Genomic DNA, 20127 nt, shown 5'->3' on the forward strand with positions numbered 1-20127 from the left:
CTCAGGCGGTCGTCTCCACGCGCGGAAACAGCGGCGCGAGACCGTTGACGCTCGTGCCCGGCTTCAGCGCACCCCAGGCGCCCGCCTCGCGGATCGGCTGATCCTGCAGGCGGCCCAGGTCGTCTCCGGCGCCGAGCGCCTCCCAGAGCTTCTCGGTGGACTGCGGCATCACCGGCGACAGCAGCACGGCGAGCGCGCGCAGTCCCTCGGCGCACGTGTACAGCACGGTGCCGAGCCGCTCGCGCTGCGCCTCGTCACGGGCCAGCGCCCACGGCTCGCTCTCGGTGATGTAGCCGTTGAGCGCGTCGACGATCTTCCAGATCGACGAGATCGCCTCGTCGATGCGGAACTGCTCGATCGCGGCATCCGCCTTCGTCGCGGCATCCGCCACGATCTGCTGGATCGCGAGGTCCTTCTCGGTGTACTCGCCCGCGGGCGGCACGATCCCCTCGAAGTACTTCTCGATCATCGCGGTCGTGCGCGAGGCGAGGTTGCCGAAGCCGTTCGCGAGCTCGGCCTGGTAGCGCGCCGCGAGGTCCTCCCACGAGAACGAGCCGTCCTGACCGAAGGCGATCGCCGACAGGAAGTAGAAGCGGTACGCGTCGGAGCCGAAGACATCGGTGATCTCGGTCGGCGCGATGCCGGTGAGCTTCGACTTCGACATCTTCTCGCCGCCGACCAGCAGCCAGCCGTGCGCGAACACGCCCTTGGGCACATCGACGCCCGCGGCCATCAGCATCGCCGGCCAGATGACCGCGTGGAAGCGCAGGATGTCCTTGCCGACCACGTGGTAGGCCGGCCAGCGCCGATCGAAGTTCGCGTCGTCGTCGCCGTAGCCGACCGCGGTCGCGTAGTTGAGCAGTGCGTCGACCCACACGTAGATGACGTGCGCGTCGTCCCACGGCACCTCGATGCCCCAGTCGAACGCCGACCGCGAGATCGAGAGGTCCTTGAGACCCTGGCGCACGAACGAGACGACCTCGTTGCGCGCCGACTCTGGGCGGATGAAGTCGGTCTGCTCCTTGTAGAGCTCGAGCAGACGGTCCTGGAACTCGCTGAGCTTGAAGAAGTAGTTCTTCTCCTGCAGCAGCTCGAGGGGCTTGGAGTGGATCGCACAGACCTTCAGTCCCTCGAAGGGACCGGTGCCGTCGAGGATCTCGGACTCGGGCTTGAACTCCTCGCAGCCCACGCAGTAGAGCGCCTCGTACTCGCCGGCGTAGATGTAGCCGCGGTCGTAGATCGCCTGCACGAACTTCTTCACGCGCTCCTCATGACGCTCCTGCGTCGTGCGGATGAAGTCGTCGTTGGCGACATCGAGGGTCTTCAGCAACGGGAACCACGCCTCGGTGACGAGCTTGTCGACCCACTCCTGCGGGGTGACGTTGTTCGCCGCCGCCGCGCGCAGCATCTTCTGGCCGTGCTCATCGGTGCCCGTCAGCATCCAGGTGTCGTCGCCCGCCTGGCGGTGCCAGCGCGCGAGCGTGTCGACCGCCACCGAGGTGTACCCGTGGCCGATGTGGGGCACGTCGGAGGGGTAGTAGATGGGCGTGGTGATGTAGAACGATTCGCCTGCGGGCATGGAGCAATTCTAGGTGCCCGCAGGGCGACGTTACGCCGGTCCGACCGTCACGTCGATGCGGTGCCAGCCCTGGGCGCCGTCGGGTGCGGGGGCCGCGCGCTGCTCGGTCTGCGTGTCGCCGTCGGCACCGATCGCCCGGCACTCGATGCTGTGCTCACCGACCTGCGCCGACCATGGCATGCTCCACTGCACCCAGGTGTCGTCGGAGATCCCGGTCGCGAGGTCGGCAGCCTGCCACGACCCGCCGTCGACGCGCACCTCGACGCCCGCGACGCCCGTGTGCGGAAACCAGGCCATGCCCGCGATCATCGTCTCCCCCGCAACGACCGTCCGTCCGCCGCGCGGCACGTCGATGCGCGACTGCAGCTTGATCGGGCCGTGGTCGGACCATCCGCGCGGGGTCCAGTACCCCATCGCCCGGTCGAAGCGCGTGACCTCGAGCTCGGTGACCCACTTCGTCGCCGAGACGTATCCGTAGAGCCCCGGCACCACCATCCGCGCGGGGAAGCCGTGCTCCAGGGTCAAGGGGGCACCGTTCATCCCGATCGCCAGGAGCGCATCGCGATCGTCGGTGAGCGCCTCGATCGGGGACGAGGCGGTGAACCCGTCCGCCGAGGTCGAGAGCACCATGTCGGCGTCGGACTGCACCCCGGCGCGGGCGAGCAGTTCGCGCAACGGATAGCCGAGCCAGCGGGCGTTGCCGATCAACGAGCCGCCCACCTCGTTCGACACGCACGAGAGTGTGACGTAGGACTCGGTCATCGGCAGCGACAGCAACTCGTCCCAGGTGACCACCACCTCGCGATCGACCATGCCGTGGATGCGGAGCGACCAGTCGGCGGGGTCCACGCGCGGGACCACGAGGGCCGTGTCGATCCGGTAGAACTGCTCGGTCGGCGTGACGACGGGGGCGAGGCCCGGCAGATCGAGCTCGGCGCCGCTCGGCACCGCCCCCGCCGCGGTCGTCGGCTTCGGCAGCGTCAGCGCCTTCCGCACCGCCTCGAGAGATCGTGAGGCGCCGCGGGCCGCATTCCCGATGAGCAGGGAGATCACGCCTGCGGCCGCGACGCCGCCCGTCCACAGCAGGAAGCGGCGGCGATCGTCGGGGTCGGGCGCGACGCCCACGATCGGGCGGAGTCGGCGGATCAGCAGCCGCAGGACGAACGCCGAGATCCCGCCCGCGACGATCCCGGGCACCCACGCGTACGGGCCCGGGTTCGCCCGCGTCAACGCCACCAGCACCGCCACCGCGCCCAGAACACCGAACATCGTCGCCCCGAGGCCGGAGATGCGCCGTTCGACCACGCCGGCCAGAGCTGCGACCGCGGCGAGGACCACCCCGATGCCCACCAGCAGGGCGACCTTGTCGGCAGTTCCGAAGAGCGCGATCGCCGTGTCCTTCGCCCAGGCCGGTGCGAGATCGATGAGCCCGCCGCCGATGACCGCGAACGGACTCGCCTCCGGGGCGATGAGGGCGGCGACGAGTTCTGCGACGCCCACGCCGAGAGTGGCGGCGGCGAGCCCGGCGGCCGCCGCCCGGACGCGCTCCGCCGAGCCCCGATCGCTCGGAGCCCCGAGCGCCTGCGGCGGCGTCTGCGGCGTCTGCATCATCTCCTGATCGTACGCCGCCGCGCATGCCCGGCGACCGGACGGCCTCTCGTGCGCCGGCTCTCAGAGAGCGTTCCGCCGCGCGACCTCTCCGAGCCACGCGAGCGAGGGCTTCGGTGTGCGCGCGAACGTCTCGCGATCGAAGGCGATCAGCCCGAACGTCGGGGCGAAACCGCTCGCCCACTCGTAGTTGTCGAGCGCGCTCCAGTGCTGGTAGCCGCGCACCTCGATGCCGTCGGAGATCGCCCGGTGCAACCCTTCCAGCGCCCCCTGCGTGTAGGCGATGCGGCGGGTGTCGTCGGCGGTCGCGATGCCGTTCTCGGTCACGATCACCGGCACCCCACCGCTGCGCTCCCAGGCGCTGCGCACTCCCAACTCCAACGCCTCGGGGAAGAACTCCCATCCGGTGAGCGTCGTCTCGACATCGGCCGAGACCGGCAGCGGCCCCTCCGGACCGATGAAGGTGCGGGTGTACGCCTGCACGCCCACGAAGTCGTCGCCCGCGGACTGCTCGAGGTACCAGTGGTCACGCGGATCGCCGTACTGCGCGACCATCTCGTCGGCGCCCGGCTCGCCGGTCGAGTGGAACGCCTGGGTGGCGATGGTCCACCCCGCCTGCGCGCCCGACACCGAGTGCACGATCTCGGAGGCGCGGTGGTGGGCGTCGAGCAGGGTGTCGGCGACCGCGAGATCGGGGTTCGGCAGACCGTAGGCCACGAGGTTCGATGCGTCCTCGCCGCCCGCGAGCATGGCCGCGATGTTCGGCTCGTTGATCGTGCACACGTACCGCACCCCGTCGAGGATCGGCAGGACGGTCTCGACGTAGCGCGAGAAGAGGTCGACCGCGTCATCCGCGCGCCAGAAGCCGTCGCGCTGGAACCACTCGGGCACCGTGAAGTGCATCAGCGTGACCGTCGGATCGAGACCGTTCTCGCGAGCGGTGTCGATCATGCGCCGGTAGTGGTCGAGCATCGCCCGCGAGACGAACCCGCGCTCCGGCTCGATCCGCGCCCACTCCAGCGAGAAGCGGTACGAGTTGAGCCCCGCATCGGCGAGCAGCCGCATGTCCTCGGGATAGCGGTGCAGGTGGTCGGCGGCGTCTCCGGATGGCTCCACCATCGTCGATTCCGGCGCATGCTCCATGCGCCACCAGTTGCTGGTCGTGTTGTTGCCCTCGACCTGGTGGGCGGCGGTCGCGGCGCCCCAGAGGAAGCCGTCGGGGAATGCGAGCACGGATGCTCCTTTCATGAGGGGTCTTGTGGGGTCTCAGCGCGAACGCGCGGGGTTGGGGACGGCATCGAGCAGCTCGACCGTGTAGGGGTCCTCGGGGTGCTGCAGCACCTGCGAGGTCTCGCCGCGCTCTACGACGCGGCCGCGGTTGAGCACGAGGATGTTCTCGGTCACGAGGCGGGCGCTGAGCAGATCGTGCGTGATGTAGAGCATGCTGATGCCCCAGCGCTCGCGCAGATCCTCGAGCAGGGCGAGCACACCGGCCCGCAGCGAGACGTCGAGCATCGACACCGGCTCGTCGGCGATCAGCACCTGCGGGTCGCTCGCCAGAGCCCGCGCGATCACGACGCGCTGACGCTGACCGCCCGACAGCTGGTGCGGCAGCTTCGCCGCGAACTGCTCGACGGGGGTGAGTCCGACGGTGTCGAGCAGTTCGAGCACCCGGGCGCGCGCCTCCGCCCCGCGCAGCGGCGTGTAGTTGCGGATCGGCCGGCTGAGCGCGTACTCGACGGTGTGCAGCGGATTGAGCGCGGCGTACGGATCCTGGAAGACCATCTGCACGTCCTTGCGCAGATCGCGCAGACCCCGACGCTTCAGCGACGCGACGTCGGTCTCGCCGAAGCGCACCGTGCCCGCGGTCGGCTTCTCGATGCCGGTGAGCAGCTTCGCGATCGTGGATTTGCCCGACCCCGAGGCGCCGACGAGCGCCAGGGCCTCCCCCGGCTCCAGCCGGAACGACACGTCGTCGACCGCGGTGACGGCATCCTGTCCGCGACGCGGAGCGAGATAGCGCTTGCTCACGCCGTCGACGACGATCGCGGCGTCCGCCCGCCGCGTCTCGCGCTGCGACACCGTCGGCAGCGTCTCGGTCACATCGGTGCGCGAGCGCCCCTCGCGCCGGCGGGTGCCGGCATCCACGAACCCGGGGATCGAGAGGGTCTCGGCACGCGGATCGGCGTAGTGGCTGAGCAGCATGCGCGTGTACTCGTCCTGCGGGGAGTGCAGGATGTCGGCGCTCGCCGCATCTTCGACGATGCGGCCTTCGTGCATCACCATCACGCGGTCGGTGGCCTCGAGCACGATGCCGAGGTCGTGGCTGATGAGGATCGCGGTGAACCCCTCGGCGCGCTGCAGGTCTCGGATCGTGTCCATCACGGCGTGCTGCACGAGCACGTCGAGCGCGGTCGTCGGCTCGTCGAACACCATGAGCTGCGGCTCGAGCGACAGGGCGAGGGCGATCGAGGCGCGCTGGCGCATGCCGCCGGACAGCTCGCCCGGGTAGCGCGCGAGCACGGCCGGGTCGAGCCCCACCTTCGCGACGAGCTCGCGGGCGCGGGCGTCGCGGTCGTCGCGCGGCACGTGACCGTGAGCGGCGAAGATGTCGGCGAAATGGTGGCCGACCGTGCGCACCGGGTTCAGCGCATTCATGCCCGACTGCAGCACCATCGCGAACCCGCCCTGACGCTGGCGGCGCAGCCCCTCGGCGTCGAGGTCGCGGATGTCCTTGCCGTCGAACAGGATCCGTCCGCCGCTGATGCGCGCCGGGGGCTTCTGCAGCCGGGTCAGCGCGAAGCCGAGCGTCGACTTGCCCGACCCCGACTCGCCGACCAGTCCCACGAACTCGCCCTGCCGCAGCGTGAACGACACGTCGTGCACGGCCTGCACCGGTTCGGCGCCGGGAGAGGCATACTCCACCGACAATTGCTCGACCTCGAGAAGGATCGGGGTCTCGGTCGTCTCTGACACGGTCATGGCGGTCATCGCCCCTTCCCTTCCCGCAGGCGCGGATTGGAGATGCCGTCCACGCCGAAGTTGATGAGTGTGAGGCTCAGCGCCAGCAGCGCGATGCACAGACCGGGGGCGAACAGCAGCAGCCACTGGCCCGTGAGCAGGGAGTTGGAGTTCTGCGCCCAGTAGAGCATCGTGCCCCAGCTGACGATGCTCGAGTCGCCGAGGCCGAGGAATTCCAGGCCCGCCTCCGCGAGGATCGCCGCCGTGGCCGCCCCGAAGAGCGTGCCGGCGATGATCGACGTCATGTTCGGCAGGATCTCGCGGAACACGATGCGTGCCGGGCTGTCGCCAGAGAACTGCGCCGAGGCCACGAAGTCGTTGCCGCGCAGCGACTGCGTCTGGCTGCGCAGCACGCGCGCTCCCCACGCCCAGCCGGTGATGACGATCACCGCGATGATCATCAGGATGCCGCCGTTCTGCAAGTAGGCGGCGATCACGATCATGAGGGGCAGGCCGGGGATCACCAGGAACAGGTTGACGACGAAGCCGACGACCTCGCCCGAGAACCCGCGCATGTACCCCCAGCTGAGACCGATCAGCACGGCGACGATGGTCGAGAGGATGCCGGCGGCGAAGCCGACCAGCAGACTGACCTGTGCGCCGTAGATGAGCTGACTCAGCACGTCCTCTCCCGCCGCGGTGGTGCCCAGCCAGTGCGCGGCCGAGGCATCCGCGTTGCGTTCGAAGCCGTTCTCCTTCGCGCCGTAGGGAGCCAGGAGCGGGGCGAACACGGCCACCAGCACGAAGAAGGCGAGCAGGCACAGCCCGATGCGGGCCTTGCCGTTCGACCACAGCGTGCCGACCATGCGGCCGACCGAGCGCCAACGGCTCGGCTGGGCGATGCGATCGGAGGGGATCTTGACGTTCATGGTGGAAGTCATCGGCGGGTCCTTGGATCCAGCACGCCGTACAGGATGTCGACGAGGAAGTTGGCGATGAGCACGCTCACGGTGATCATCAGGAAGAGCGCCTGCATGAGCGGGTAGTCCTGCCCGATCACGGCGTTGAAGAGCAGGTACCCGATGCCGGGATAGCCGAACACCTGCTCGACGAGGATCGACCCACCCACCACGCCGCCGAGCGTGAGCCCGAAACCGGTGAGGTTGGGGAGGATCGCGTTCCGCGCCGCGTAGCGCACGGCGATCGTGCGCTCGTGGAGCCCGTTCGCCTCGGCGAAGGTGATGTAGTCCTCGCCGAGCGTGTTGATCATGGCGTTGCGCATGCCGATGATCCATCCGCCCAGCGATGTGAGCAGGATCGTCAGCGCGGGCAGCACCGCGTGCCGGGCGAGATCGCCGATGAACTCGAGGGTGAACCCCGGGGTCGTCGTCGCCGAGTAGGCGCCGGTCGTCGGGAACCAGTGCAGCACGTAGCCGAGGAAGAACAGCAGCAGCAGCGCCGTCCAGAAGTACGGGAACGTGCTGAGGAAGGAGCCCGTCAGCGTCGGCAGGGAGTCGAGCCAGGTGCCGCGGCGCCAAGCCGCCGCGACGCCGATGAGCGTGCCGATCACGAACGCGAGGATCGTGACGATCCCGACGAGTCCGATCGTGTACGGCAGTGCGGTCGAGACCATGCTCGCCACCGACTGCGGATAGAAGGTGTACGAGACGCCGAAGTCGAGTGTCGCGACCTGACCGAGGTAGGCCACGTACTGGTCCCACAGCGATCCGCCCGGCACACCGAGTTGGGCTTCGATGGCGGCCCGGGTCGCGTCGGACACCGGTCCGTTCTGCGAGAGCTTCGCGATCGCCGCGTCGGCGGGAGAGCCGGGCATGAGCCGCGGCAGGAAGAAGTTCAGGGTGATCGCGGCCCACAGCGTGAGCACGAACAGGCCGAGCTTCTGCAGGAGGTACTTCATCGGTCGCCCTCCTTCACGGGCTTCAGCTTCGTGAAGAGCTCCACCATCGGATGCATCATCGGTCGCCCTCCTTCACGGGCTTCAGCTTCGTGAAGATCATGAGGGGCGCCGAGTCGTAGTTCTGCGGGATCATGTACGGGTCGTCCGCGCTCGGCCAGCCGGTGAACTTCGCATCGCTGAACAGACCCCAGATGCCGCCGTAGTAGAGCCCGATCACGGGCATCTCGTCGTAGACGAGGTTCTGCAGCTCGCGCACGATCTCGGCCTGCCGGTCGGGATCGACCGTCTCGCGGTACTCGAGCAGCAGGGCATCCGCCTCGTCCGAGCGGTAGCGCTCGAAGTTGTTCGCGGTCGGCTCTCCGGAGGGCACGTAGAACTCGCTCGAGAGCAGGTTGTTGTAGGCCTGGTAGGCGTCACCGTTGCCCATGCCGCCGATCGCCATCTCGAAGTCGCCGTTGCTGATGGCGCTCTGGTACCCGGCCGGCTGCGGTAGCTTCAGCGTGACCTTCACGCCCACCGCGGCGAGCTGGCTCTGCACGCTCTGGGCCGCGCGGGTCCAGTCGGTGAAGCCGTTCGCGGTCGTGAGCGCGAACTCGAGCTGCGCGCCGTCGGGGCCGACGAGACGATCACCGTCGAGCGTGTACCCGGCCTGCTCGAACGCCGCGAGCGCGGCATCCGTGTCCTGCGTGATCATGCCGGAGTCGGGGATCGACGGGTCGAGGTACTTCTCCTGGTTGGGCAGGATGAGGCCGGTCTGGCCGGCGGGCTTCATGTACCCCTCGGATGCCGTCTCGGCGATCTCCTCGCGGTCGAGCGAGAGGGCGATGCCGCGCCGCACGTTCACGTCGCCGAACGGCGCGACCTCGAGGTTCGGCATGAGCCCGATCACCCCGCCCGGCGGGAACCACCAGGAGTTGTGCTCGCTCGCCGCGCCCCACGTGCCCTCCACGTCGGAGATGAAGGCGTACGCCCAGTCGTATCCGCGGCTGACGGTGTCGAGCTGGTTGTTCGTGGCGGGCAGGACGATGTGCTCGATCTCGATCGAGTCGGCCTGCCAGTAGTCGGGGTTGCGATCCATCGAGTACTGCTGGTCGTTGTAGTTGCCGAGCACGAAGGGCCCGGTGCCGACCGGCTCCTCGTTGCGATAGGTGCCCGGGTCCTCGACGTCGGCCCAGAGGTGCTCGGGCACGATCATCGTGAGGCCGATGATCGACAGCGACGGGGCGTCCTCGCTCAGCAGGTGGAAGACGACGTCGTTCCCCTGCGTCTCGACGCTCTCGATGTGCTGCCAGGCACCCTTGATGTCGAGCGTGGGCTCGTCCTTCAACAGCTGGAACGTGAACGCGACGTCATCCGGGGTGAGCGGCTCGCCGTCGCTCCACTCGACGCCGTCGCGGATCGTCATGACGATCGTCTTCGCGTCGGGCTGCGACCACTCGGTCGCCAGCCACGGGTTCAGTTCGCCGTCGAGCGGGTTCACCAGGATGAGCGGTTCGTAGATCCAGCGCGACGCCGTGCGCGTGTTCGTCAGGTACGGGTTGAAGTTCCGGGTGAAGAACGGGTTTCCGTGGTCGGCGTTGATGAGCATCGTGTCGTCGCCGATCGTGGGATCGGGCTGGGATGTGATCTGGATGCTGCATCCGCTCAGCGCCACGGCCGCCGCCGCGAGCGCGACCACCGCCGTCCTGCGCCAGCGTCGGAGCATGTGCGTCTTCGCCACGCGTCCACCTCATGTCGTCGTCGTCATGGAGGGACCCGGTGGCCCCTCGAGAAGCCACTGTAAGCGCATACATTTCGATCGCGCAAGGGGGGTGACGAATTCAGGACGGGCGCTGAGAGCTCTCCCGGAGCAGGATCTGCAGGGGCAGGCGCACGACGGCGGGCGGGGCATCCGGATGCTCCAACCGACGCGCGAGCACCTGCACCGCCGCGCGACCGAGGTCGATCATCGGCTGCCGGATCGTGGTCACCGCGGGCCGCGAGAGCGCCGCCGCCTCGATGCCGTCGAACCCGGTCACGAGCACGTCCTCCGGCACCCCCAACCCGGCGTCGCGGAGCACGTCGATCGCACCGAGCGCCATCTGGTCGTTGGCCGCGACGAGGGCGTCGGGGGCTCCCCCGACCAACAGGCCCTCCGTTGCTCGGCGCCCGGACTCTCGGGTGAAGTCGCCCCGTACCACGGTCACGGCATCCGTTCCGATTCCCGCGGCGCGCACGGCCTGCGAGAAGCCCTCCCACCGCTGCCCGCCGTCCGGCGAGTCCTCGGGGCCGGCGAGGAAGGCCACGCGTGCCCCCTCCGGCACCTGCGCGAGCACGTGCCGGGTGAGCTCGGCCATCGCCTCGCTGTTGCTCACCGTCACGTGGTCGTAGTCGTCTCCGCGGGGTGGCCCGGAGAGCACGACCACGGGGATGCGGCGCGACAGTCGGGCGAGCACGTCGTCGGGCACGCTCCGGGCGAGCACGACCAGGCCGTCGACACGCCCCGCCATGTCGCGCACCGTCGAGCGGTCGGGGTCGTCGCGGCCGACGCCGATCATGAGCACGAAACCGCGCTTCCACGCCTCGAGCTCGGCCCCGCGCAGCACCTCGTCGAGGAACAGCGACGTCGGATGCACCTCCCCGTCGTCGTGCGCCAGGGTGAACGGCGGGACGGATGCCGGGTCGTCCACGAAGACGTCGAGATGCGGGGCCTCCTCGGCCGCGTCGAACCCCGGGAAGTACAGCCCCAGCACTCCCGTGCGCCGCTCGGCGAGCCCGCGCGCGCTGCCGCTGGGCACGTAGCCGAGTTCGGCGACCGCCTCGCGCACCCGCTCGCGCGTGGCCGCACGGACGGCATCCGGCGAGCGCAGCACCCGCGAGACCGTGGCGATCGAGACTCCGGCGCGCGCGGCGACGTCGTAGACGGTCACGGACCTGCTCACGATGAATGCTCCGTCCTGGTGGTCGCGCCCCGGCGCCGGGACGTCAGGCCAGGGTACCCGGCGGATCACGCCGCACCGCGGTCAGCGCACCGTGCGGGCGCGAGCTCGCCTCGCCCGACCGACGATCGCGGCGCTCGGCCGACACCACCGTGACGCCCGCGTCGACGAGCAGCGCCCCGAGAGCCTCGGCCGACCAGAAGTACGCGGTCGTCACCCGGTGCCCGAACGCCTCGCGTGCGGTGCCGTCGAAGTAGCCGAGCAGCAGGCTCCCGCCGGGCCGGAGCACCCGCGCGAACTCCGCCAGCACCGCAGGCACCTCGGCGGGCGGGGTGTGGATCAGCGAGTACCAGGCGAGGATGCCGCCGAGCGAGGCATCCGCTGCGGGGATATCCCGGAACGATCCGACCGCGAAGGTCGTCTCCGGGAATCGCGCCCTGGCCGAGGCGACGAACGCCTCGGTGACGTCGAGGCCCCAGACGTCGCGCCCGCCTTCGTCGCGCGTGCCGCCGCCACCACCGCCGCCGCCGCCGAGGAACCGCGTCCACATGCCCGGCCCGCTGCCGGCGTCCAGCAGCGTCCCCGTCGTGGAGTCGCGCCAGGCCGCGATGGTTGCGCGGTCCGCGGCATCCATCTGCTCGATGTCGCCGAGCGCGCGCACGTACTCCTCGGCGCGGGCGGAGTACGCCGCGGCGATCACGCTGTCCGATGTGACCGCCTCCGACGCGACCGCGTCCGACATGCGCGTGGCTAGCCCTTCTTCGCGGCGAGCGCGGCCTGATAAAGATCCCGCGACGACAGCCCCGTGAGTCCGGCGACCTCCGAGGCGGCATCCTTCAGGCGGATGCCGTCGGCGACGAGCCGCTGCACCTGCGCGAGCGCGTCCTCGGGCGAGGCATCGCGACGCGGCGCCCCCTCGACGACCACGACGATCTCACCCTTCACGCCGCCCTCGGCCCAGGCGACGAGTTCGGCGGCCGTTCCCCGGCGCACCTCCTCGTAGAACTTGGTGAGTTCGCGGCAGACGGCGATGCGCCGGTCGTCGCCGAAGGCCGCCCCCATGTCGGCGAGCGCCGAGGCGAGGCGGGCCGGCGACTCGAAGAACACCATCGTGCGCGGCTCGGAGGCGAGCGCCCGCAGCGTCGTGCGGCGCTCGGCGGGCTTTCGGGGCAGGAACCCCTCGAAAGTGAAGCGGTCGGTGGGAAGGCCCGAGATCGCCAGGGCCATCAGCGGCGCGCTCGGCCCGGGGATCGCAGTGACCGTCACACCCTGGGCTATCGCCTCGGCGACGAGCCCGTAGCCGGGGTCGCTCACCGTCGGCATGCCCGCATCGCTCATCACGACGACGTCGGTCTCGATCGCGAGGGTCGCGAGCTCGGCGGCCTTCTGCTTCTCGTTGTGATCGTGCAGCGCGATCAGGCGCGGACGGTTGGCGATCTCGAGCGCCTTCAGCAGCTTCTGCGTGGTGCGGGTGTCCTCCGCCACGACGACCTCCGCGTTCTCGAGCACCTCGATGAGGCGGCGCGAGGCATCGCCGAGATTTCCGATCGGGGTCGCAGCGAGGATGATCACCCGCCCAGCCTAGGCTGTACCCGTGACGTCGCCCGATCCCGCTCCTGCGCTGCCTGTGCACCTGCCCGCACACGCGGAGCGCATGACCTGGTGGGGGCGCACCCGCGACCGTCTGCTGCTCGATCCGGAGTGGAACAGCATCCTGAACTGGCTCGCGCCGTTCGCGGTGACCCTGCTCGCGACCTTCCTGCGACTGGTGAACGTCGGGCACCCGCACGAGCTCGCCTTCGACGAGACGTACTACGTCAAGGACGCCTGGTCGCTGTGGACGCTCGGCTACGAGGGCACCTGGGGCGACGGTGCGAACGAGGCCTTCGTCGCGAACCAGGATCTCCCGCTGTCGGAAAAAGGCTCGTTCATCGTCCACCCGCCGCTCGGCAAGTGGCTGATCGCGCTGGGCATGGCCGCCGGCGGACCGGCCGACAGCCTCGGTTGGCGCCTCGCCACCGGCATCCTCGGCACCGCCTCCGTGCTGCTGGTCTACCTGATCGCACGCGTGCTGACGGGATCGACCGTCGTCGCGACCGTCGCCGGCTTCCTGCTCGCGATCGACGGACTGAGCATCGTGCTCAGTCGCATCGCCCTGCTCGACGGCCCGCTCACCTTCTTCGTGCTGCTCGGGGTGCTCTTCGTGCTGCTCGACCGGCGCCGCACGATCCCGCTCCTCGAACGGGGCGACCCCGACCGACCCGAGCCGCTGTGGGGTCCGATCCTGTGGCGGCGCCCCTGGCTGATCGCGGCGGGCGTCGCCCTCGGCGCTGCCTCCGCCGTGAAGTGGTCGGGCCTGTACGCGCTCGCGGGTTTCGGCCTGTACGTCGTGGTGACGGATGCCCTCGCGCGGCGCCGCGCGGGCGTCGTGGTCTGGCCGTCCGACGCGGTCTTCCGGCAGGGCCCGGTCTCGTTCGTGCTGCTGGTCTTCCCCGCGCTCGCGACCTACCTCGTCAGCTGGACAGGATGGCTGGTCACTGCGGGAGGGTACGACCGGCAGAGCGACCCGAATCCGCTGATCGCGCTGTGGAACTACCACCAGTCCATGCTCGGGTTCCACGTCGGGCTCACCCGCGGGCACCCCTACGCGAGTCCCGCCTGGGAGTGGCCGTTCCTCCTGCGCCCCACCGCGGTGTGGGTCGACAGCGATCCCGGGCCCTGCGGTACCGACCACTGCATCGCGGTGATCTCCTCGATCCCGAACCCGCTGATCTGGTACGCCGGCGTCGCGGCGTCCGTCTACCTGCTCTACCGGCTCGTGCGCGGCTGGGTGCTGCGGCAGCCGGTCGGCGCCGAGATCGGCATCCCGCTCGTCGGCCTCGCGGTGACGTACGTGCCCTGGCTGATGTTCCCCGAGCGCACGATCTTCCAGTTCTACACGGTCGTGATGATGCCGTTCCTCGTGATCGCGCTCGCCCTGACGCTGCGCACGATCGCCGGTCGGCGCGACGACCCCCTGCACCGACGGCAGTCCGGCGAGCGCACTGTGATCGTCTTCCTGGTCGTCGCCGTGCTGGTGTCGATCTTCTTCCTGCCCTCGTGGGTCGGCATGAGCGTGCCGTACCCGTTCTGGCTCGTGCACAACTGGCTGCCCGGCTGGGTGTGATCAGCGCCGGCGTGTGAGGCGTGCGACGACCCAGAGCGCGAGCGTCAGCCCGGCCGTGAGCAGCAGTTGCGTGCGAGCTGCGGCATCGAACGCCGCCAGCACGACGACGCCGGCGATCAGCGCGACGCACAGCCACGACAGCCAGGGGAAGCCCCACATGCGGATCGGCAGCTCCGTGCCCGTGCGCTCGGCGCGGCGGCGCAGGATGATCTGCGACACCGCGACGGCCGCCCACGTCACGAGCAGCGTCGAGCCGACGACGTTCAGCAGCACCGGGAGCACGACGTCGGGGAACGCCCAGTTCAGCCCCACGGCCACGAAGCCGAAGACGACCGAGGCCACGACGGCGATCCGCGGAACCCCCTTCACGGTGGTGCGCGTGAGCGCGCGGGGCGCGAGGCCGCGCTCCCCCAGCGAGAACACCATGCGCGAGGCGCCGTAGATGTTGGCGTTCATGGCCGACAGCAGCGCCACGACGACGATGATCGACATCACCAGATCGACGCCGGGAAGGCGCAGGGTGGCGAGCACCGCCGAAAACGGACCGTCGAGCACCGCCGGGGTGTTCCACGGCAGCACGGCGACGATCACGAAGATCGAGCCCAGGTAGAACACGAGGATGCGCACGAGCACCTGGCGCACGATCCGGCGGATGCTGCGGCCGGGGTCCGCCGATTCCGCCGCCGCGATCGCGACGAGTTCGGTGCCGCCGAACGCGAAGACGACGATGAGCAGGGCGGCGGCGATGCCGGCGGCGCCGTTCGGGGCGAAGCCGCCCTCGTCGAAGAGATGCGCGATGCCGGTCGCCGGCACCCCGGGGAACAGCCCGAGGATCGCGCAGACGCCGATCACGAGGAACACGATGATCGCGGTCACCTTGATCGCCGCGAACCAGAACTCGAACCGTCCGTAGCCGCTCACCGCGAAGAGGTTGATGGCGGTGAACGCGGCGACGAACAGCAGTACCCACACCCAGGCGGGCACGGCCGGCACCCGCCCCGCGACGATCCCCGCGGCGCCCGTCGCCTCGGCGGCGATCACGACCACGAGCTGGATCCAGTACATCCATCCGACCGCGCTGCCGGCGCTGCGCCCCATCGCATCCTGCGCGTAGGAGCTGAAGGCGCCGGAGCTGGGGCGCGCGGCCACCATCTCGGCGAGCATCGCCATCACCAGCACGACGATGGAACCCGCCACGAGGTACGAGATCAGCACCGCGGGACCGGCCAGACCGATCGCCTGCCCCGAGCCGACGAAGAGACCGGCACCGATCGCGCTGCCGAGTCCCATCATCGAGATCTGACGGCGCGTCAGCCCCGGCTTCAACGAGGTCGATGCGGTGCTCGACGCGGTGGCGGGTGCGGTGGGGGCGGAGTCGGTCACCGCGCCACCCTAGACGGCGACCCTCTCGCGCGACAATTCGTGAGGCTCGCTCACCGGGAGCAGGCACACGAAGCCGCGGCAGTCGTAGGCCAGACCCTCCGTGCCCGAGCGCCCGGCGAACAGCTCGAACCCGGCCGCGGCAAACTCCTCGGCCTGTACGGGCGACACGACGCCGACCACGTCGGCATCCGCACGTCGGGCGGCGACGGCGAGTGCGCCCGCCGGATCGTCGGTGACCACCACGATCTGCCGCGGCGGATCGACGAGCCCGGCCGCGACGCGCAGCAGACTGCCGTGCGCGAACGGTTGGGACAGCGCGGATGCCGCGTAGGCGTGCACCACGGAGGCGGCCGCCTCGCGATACCGCTCCCCCGCCCCGAGGCGCCACGCGGTCAGCGCCGCCTGAGCGAGTGCCGCGGGGCCGGACGGCAGATCGCCGTCGGTCTGATCGGGAGACGAGGCGATCCCCTGCGCGCTCAGGAGCGGATCGCCAGCGATGCCGTCGAGGGCGAGATCGACGATGCCCCGTGCGGCGATCGCCCACGTCGCCTCCCCCGTCGCGAGAGCCAGCGCGAAGAGGCCGTCGGCGAGGAGACCGAGATCGGAGGGGGCCGCGACGGCCGTCGATGACACACCGTCGAGCGACGCGCGCACGAGGGCACCGCTCGCGTCGCGGTTGGTGGTGAGCACGCCGTCCGCGGCCCGCCGGGCGGCGTCGACCCAGGATGCTTCGCCCAGAGCAGCGCCTGCGCGCGCGAGGGCACCGATCGCGAGGCCGTTCCAGCCCGTGATCACCTTGCCGTCGACGGCCGGCGGTTCGAGACCCCGACGGCCGGTGGCATCACGGAGGTAGTAGCCGCCCTCGCTGCGCTCGCCGTCGATCCACGACTCGGAATCCTGGGCGGCTCCGAACCCGCCGCCTTCGCGCTCGAGGACGTCGATGAGGAACCCGGCGATCCCTCGCACCGTGACTTCATCGCCGTCGTCCAGCGCGACATCCAGCAGTTGCGCGTTGTCGGTGAGCATCCGCTCGTAGTGGGGCACCGTCCAGTCGCGCTGCGTCGCGTAGCGGAAGAACCCGCCCTCGACGTCGTCGCGCAGATCACTCGCGGCCATCGCGGAGAGAGCGCGCCGCCCCGCCTCCGCCGCCGGCGCGTTCTCCCGGCGCACGAGCGGCGCCTGCAGGAACCGCAGCACCGTCGCGACGGGGAACTTCGGAGCACCCCCGAAACCGCCGTGCTGCGGGTCCTCGCGGTCGGCGATCGCCGATGCCGCGCCCGCGAGCGCCACGGGATCGGGCAGGTCCGAGGGCGTCGTCTCGGCGGCGCGCGCGAGCGCTTCGATCACGGCATCCGCCGACTCCTCGGCCTGCGCCCGGCGCTGCGTCCACCCCTCCTGCACCGCCGCGAGCACCTCGCGGAACGAGGGCATCGGCGGACGGGACTCCGGCGGCCAATAGGTGCCCGCGAAGAACGTGCGCCCGCGCGGGGTCGCGAAGACGGTGAGCGGCCAGCCGAGGTTCTGGGTGAAGGCGGATGCCGCGGCCATGTACGCCCCGTCTACCTCGGGATGCTCCTCGCGGTCGACCTTCACCGCCACGAAATCACGGTTCACGATCTCCGCGGTCTCGGGGTCGGAGAAGGACTCGCGCGCCATCACATGGCACCAGTGGCACGTCGAGTACCCGATCGAGATCATCAGCGGCACGTCGCGGCGCTGCGCCTCGGCGAACGCCTCCTCGCCCCACGGGTACCAGTCGACGGGGTTCTCGGCGTGCGCGCGGAGGTAGGGGCTGAGCGTGTCGGCGAGCCGGTTGGTCATGCCCTCACGCTACGCGCCCCGACCGACGTCGCGGCCGGAACGTCACTCAGATCGCGAGAGCGGCGAGGGGCTGCGAGGCCGCGTAGTTCACCAGCGGCAACGCGCGATCGGCGGCGAGGTCGATGCGCGAGCGCAGCACGTCCGAGTTGATCTCGTAGCCGTCGAAGTCGGTGTTGCTCGCGTACACGCCGATCGGCAGCGTGAGCGCCTGGAAGAACGCGAACAGCGGGCGCAGCTGGTGCTCGATGATGAGGGCATGGCGCTCGCCGCCTCCCGTGGCCGCCAGCAGCACCGGCTTGCCGACGAGCTCGTACTGCCCGACGAAGTCGAAGAGGTGCTTGAAGAGTCCCGTGAACGACGCACGGTAGACGGGGCTGCCGACGATCAGCAGATCGGCCTGCTCGATCGCGACGAGCTTCTCCTCGACCCGGGCCGGCAGCTGATCGCGGCTCAGAGCACCCGCGAGGTCCGGGCCGATGTCGGTGAGCTCGATGACCTCGACCTCGACCGCCGTGCGCTCGGCCACGGCGGCGGCGATCGCACGGATGAGGGCGGTCGTCTTGCTGGGCTCGTGGAGCGACCCGGACACGGCGACGACGCGGTAGGGAGCTGTCATGTCCTCGACGGTACCCACGAAGACGCCCCGTGTCGCGGGCTGGCGACACGGGGCGTCATCTGTGGATTCCTGTCGAATCCGCGACGGGATCAGTTCACGTCGTCGGGGTGCGCACCGACGCGGCCCGAGCCGTCGAGCGGGTCGAGGGCGTCGATCGCGGCGATCTCGGCATCCGTCAGCTCGAACCCGAAGACGTCGAGGTTCTCGCGCAGGCGCTCGGCGCGCACCGACTTCGGGAACACGATGACGCCCTTCTGCAGGTGCCAGCGCAGCACCGCCTGCGCGGGGGTGACGCCGTGGGCCGCCGCGGCCTCGGCGATCGCCGGAGTGCCGAACAGGTCGTACTTGCCCTGGCCGAGCGGACCCCAGGCCTCGATCTTGATGCCGTGCGCGTCGGCCCAGGCCACGACCTCTCGCTGCTGGTAGGCAGGGTGCAGCTCGATCTGGTTCACGGCGGGGGTGACGCCGGTCTCGGAGACGACGCGCTCGAGGTGCGGCACGAGGAAGTTGGAGACGCCGATGCTGCGGGTCAGGCCCGCCTCGCGCAGTTCGATGAGCTTCGCGAACGCGTGCACGTAGTCGTCCTTGGCGGGGGTCGGCCAGTGCACGAGGTACAGGTCGACCTTCTCGAGTCCGAGCTTGTCGAGGCTCTCGCCGATCGCCGCCCGCGGCTCGTCGTCGTGGTGGCGGTCGTTCCACAGCTTCGTGGTGATGTAGAGCTCGTCGCGAGCGATGCCCGAGGCCGCGATCGCCGCGCCCACGCCCTCTTCGTTGCCGTAGATAGCGGCGGTGTCGATGTGGCGGTAGCCGATCTCGAGCGCTTCGCTCACCGCGCGCTCGGTCTCGTCGGCCGGCACCTTGAAGACGCCGTAGCCGAGCTGGGGGATGGAGGAGCCGTCGTTCAGTTCGAGGGAGGGAATCGTCATGCATCCAGCCTAGGACGCGTGATGTCGGGCCGGGCCGGAACCTCCGCCATTCTGCGCGCGGCGAAACCGACCAGGCGCTCGAGCGGACCCCGCCCGACGAAGATCGACCACGCGGTGGTGACGAGCAGCATCCCGATCGCGAGCACGGCCCAGAACACGTTGCTCGTGTAGTACCCACCGGGCCCGGTGATCAGCGCGATCGCCAGCACGTGTCCGCTGTATGCCGACAGCGGCATGGACCCGAGCGCGCCGATCGGCAGCAGCGGCCAGCGCAGCGGACGGCTGAGCAGCAGGCACAGCGCGATCACCGCGAGGGCGAAACCACCCGAGCCCAGGATCTCGGCGGTGCCACCGCTGTGCGGCTCGACGGCGAAGATCGCGTGCAGCAGCGCCCCGAGCGGATCGGCCTGAGCGAGCGCATCGGCGTATCCGGGCCACCCCGACGCGGGCGGCTCCTCGAACGACGAACCCGACTCGAAGCCGCGCACGACGTCGCTCCCGGCGGCGCCGAGACCGTAGCCGACGATCGCCAGCACGACGCCGGTGACCAGGGCGATCACCGCGGTGCGCACGGTCGCGACGTGCAAGCGCCCGAGCGCCATGCCGCCGAGCACGAACGCCATCCACACCGTGATGGGGTAGCTGCCGTAGAGCACGAATCCGATGCCCGCCCCGAACGGGTTCAGCGTGACGGCGCCGAGGAGGGCCAGCAGCGCGGGCCCCGCGAGCGCGAGCACGCCGGCTCCGAGCAGCAGTTGCCACGGCTTCCACCGCAGGAACGGGATGACGGCGACGTAGAGCAGCCCGTAGAGGGTGAGGATCACCGCGATCGGGGTGTTGAGGAACTCGAGGGCGAGGCCGATGAGGAAGATCACGGCGCCGCGGCCGATGAGCCCGAGACGGATGCCGGGCAACCGGGCGGGGTCGGGCAGCGCGCTGCGACCGGTCATCAGGGCGATCGACACCCCCGCGAGCACGGCGAAGAGGATCGAGGAGCGCCCGTGCACGAGGTCGGTCCAGGTCGCCGGGTCGAGCCAGTCGAACGTCGACGTCTCGCCGATGTGCGCTCCGGCCATGCCGAGGATCGCGAGGCCGCGGGCCACGTCGAGGCCGAGGATGCGCGGCGGGCGGCCGAACTCGCGGAACCAGCGCACGGGAGCGCTGAGGGAAGGCGGAACGGTGGTCACCCGATGCATCGTAGGGGGTCGAGGTCGGCATACGATGAAGGGCT

General features: G+C 70.2%; 16 protein-coding genes. 1 reads left to right on the forward strand and 15 read right to left on the reverse strand.

Annotated elements, in window-relative coordinates; all coding sequences use genetic code 11:
* Position 1: 1 nt before the first annotated feature.
* The 10 genes from metG to rsmI form a co-directional block, all read right to left on the reverse strand.
* Positions 2-1579, reverse strand: coding sequence for a methionine--tRNA ligase (metG, locus tag KZC52_RS14690; RefSeq protein WP_247624885.1), 1578 nt, complete (start codon positions 1577-1579; stop codon positions 2-4).
* A gap of 30 nt (positions 1580-1609) precedes the next feature.
* The gene (locus tag KZC52_RS14695) at positions 1610-3187 is read right to left on the reverse strand and encodes a molybdopterin-dependent oxidoreductase (RefSeq protein WP_372491591.1); all 1578 of its coding nucleotides are present in this window, start codon (positions 3185-3187) and stop codon (positions 1610-1612) included.
* A 63-nt stretch (positions 3188-3250) separates the two neighbouring features.
* Positions 3251-4420, reverse strand: a complete 1170-nt coding sequence (locus KZC52_RS14700; protein WP_247624887.1) for a glycoside hydrolase family 1 protein — start codon at positions 4418-4420, stop codon at positions 3251-3253.
* Positions 4421-4453: 33 nt separating this feature from the next.
* Complete coding sequence (locus KZC52_RS14705; RefSeq protein WP_247624888.1) at positions 4454-6169, reverse strand: ABC transporter ATP-binding protein; 1716 nt, start codon at positions 6167-6169, stop codon at positions 4454-4456.
* Between the two features lie 5 nt (positions 6170-6174).
* Positions 6175-7089, reverse strand: coding sequence for an ABC transporter permease (locus KZC52_RS14710; protein ID WP_247624889.1), 915 nt, complete (start codon positions 7087-7089; stop codon positions 6175-6177).
* Positions 7086-8066: an ABC transporter permease gene (locus KZC52_RS14715; RefSeq protein ID WP_247624890.1), complete on the reverse strand. Its 981-nt coding sequence runs from the start codon at positions 8064-8066 to the stop codon at positions 7086-7088. The genes KZC52_RS14710 and KZC52_RS14715 overlap by 4 nt, the downstream gene beginning before the upstream one ends.
* 55 nt (positions 8067-8121) lie before the next feature.
* A complete protein-coding gene (locus tag KZC52_RS14720) occupies positions 8122-9786 on the reverse strand; it encodes an ABC transporter substrate-binding protein (RefSeq protein WP_247624891.1) in 1665 nt (554 codons plus the stop codon).
* Between the two features lie 100 nt (positions 9787-9886).
* Positions 9887-10987, reverse strand: a complete 1101-nt coding sequence (locus KZC52_RS17615; protein WP_247624892.1) for a LacI family DNA-binding transcriptional regulator — start codon at positions 10985-10987, stop codon at positions 9887-9889.
* Positions 10988-11030: 43 nt separating this feature from the next.
* Complete coding sequence (locus KZC52_RS14730; RefSeq protein ID WP_247624893.1) at positions 11031-11726, reverse strand: class I SAM-dependent methyltransferase; 696 nt, start codon at positions 11724-11726, stop codon at positions 11031-11033.
* A gap of 8 nt (positions 11727-11734) precedes the next feature.
* Positions 11735-12556: a 16S rRNA (cytidine(1402)-2'-O)-methyltransferase gene (gene rsmI, locus KZC52_RS14735; RefSeq protein WP_247624894.1), complete on the reverse strand. Its 822-nt coding sequence runs from the start codon at positions 12554-12556 to the stop codon at positions 11735-11737.
* 22 nt (positions 12557-12578) lie between these two features.
* Between rsmI and KZC52_RS14740 the strand changes: the two genes are divergently transcribed.
* A complete protein-coding gene (locus KZC52_RS14740; protein ID WP_247624895.1) occupies positions 12579-14150 on the forward strand; it encodes a dolichyl-phosphate-mannose--protein mannosyltransferase in 1572 nt (523 codons plus the stop codon).
* On the opposite strand, the gene KZC52_RS14745 is transcribed toward KZC52_RS14740, so the two are convergent.
* The 5 genes from KZC52_RS14745 to KZC52_RS14765 form a co-directional block, all read right to left on the reverse strand.
* Complete coding sequence (locus KZC52_RS14745) at positions 14151-15533, reverse strand: amino acid permease (protein ID WP_247624896.1); 1383 nt, start codon at positions 15531-15533, stop codon at positions 14151-14153. It lies immediately after the preceding gene.
* Between the two features lie 9 nt (positions 15534-15542).
* Positions 15543-17354 carry a thioredoxin domain-containing protein gene (locus KZC52_RS14750; RefSeq protein WP_247624897.1) on the reverse strand — a complete coding sequence of 604 codons (1812 nt, stop codon included), beginning with the start codon at positions 17352-17354 and terminating at the stop codon, positions 15543-15545.
* 46 nt (positions 17355-17400) lie between these two features.
* A complete protein-coding gene (gene msuE / locus KZC52_RS14755) occupies positions 17401-17970 on the reverse strand; it encodes an FMN reductase (RefSeq protein WP_247624898.1) in 570 nt (189 codons plus the stop codon).
* Positions 17971-18059: 89 nt separating this feature from the next.
* A complete protein-coding gene (locus tag KZC52_RS14760; RefSeq protein WP_247624899.1) occupies positions 18060-18896 on the reverse strand; it encodes an aldo/keto reductase in 837 nt (278 codons plus the stop codon).
* Positions 18893-20083, reverse strand: coding sequence for a heparan-alpha-glucosaminide N-acetyltransferase domain-containing protein (locus KZC52_RS14765; RefSeq protein ID WP_247624900.1), 1191 nt, complete (start codon positions 20081-20083; stop codon positions 18893-18895). The genes KZC52_RS14760 and KZC52_RS14765 overlap by 4 nt, the downstream gene beginning before the upstream one ends.
* Positions 20084-20127 lie beyond the last annotated feature (44 nt).

The sequence above is a fragment of the Microbacterium galbinum genome (assembly GCF_023091225.1).
Lineage (GTDB): Bacteria > Actinomycetota > Actinomycetes > Actinomycetales > Microbacteriaceae > Microbacterium > Microbacterium galbinum.

Excerpts from the sequence above, each read along its gene's own strand:
- metG (WP_247624885.1), bottom strand. The coding sequence starts at position 1,579 with ATGCCCGCAGGCGAATCGTTCTACATCACCACGCCCATCTACTACCCC.
- KZC52_RS14695 (WP_372491591.1), bottom strand. The coding sequence starts at position 3,187 with ATGCAGACGCCGCAGACGCCGCCGCAGGCGCTCGGGGCTCCGAGCGAT.
- KZC52_RS14705 (WP_247624888.1), bottom strand. The coding sequence starts at position 6,169 with ATGACCGTGTCAGAGACGACCGAGACCCCGATCCTTCTCGAGGTCGAG.
- KZC52_RS14710 (WP_247624889.1), bottom strand. The coding sequence starts at position 7,089 with ATGACTTCCACCATGAACGTCAAGATCCCCTCCGATCGCATCGCCCAG.
- KZC52_RS14715 (WP_247624890.1), bottom strand. The coding sequence starts at position 8,066 with ATGAAGTACCTCCTGCAGAAGCTCGGCCTGTTCGTGCTCACGCTGTGG.
- KZC52_RS14730 (WP_247624893.1), bottom strand. The coding sequence starts at position 11,726 with ATGTCGGACGCGGTCGCGTCGGAGGCGGTCACATCGGACAGCGTGATC.
- KZC52_RS14750 (WP_247624897.1), bottom strand. The coding sequence starts at position 17,354 with ATGACCAACCGGCTCGCCGACACGCTCAGCCCCTACCTCCGCGCGCAC.
- msuE (WP_247624898.1), bottom strand. The coding sequence starts at position 17,970 with ATGACAGCTCCCTACCGCGTCGTCGCCGTGTCCGGGTCGCTCCACGAG.
- KZC52_RS14760 (WP_247624899.1), bottom strand. The coding sequence starts at position 18,896 with ATGACGATTCCCTCCCTCGAACTGAACGACGGCTCCTCCATCCCCCAG.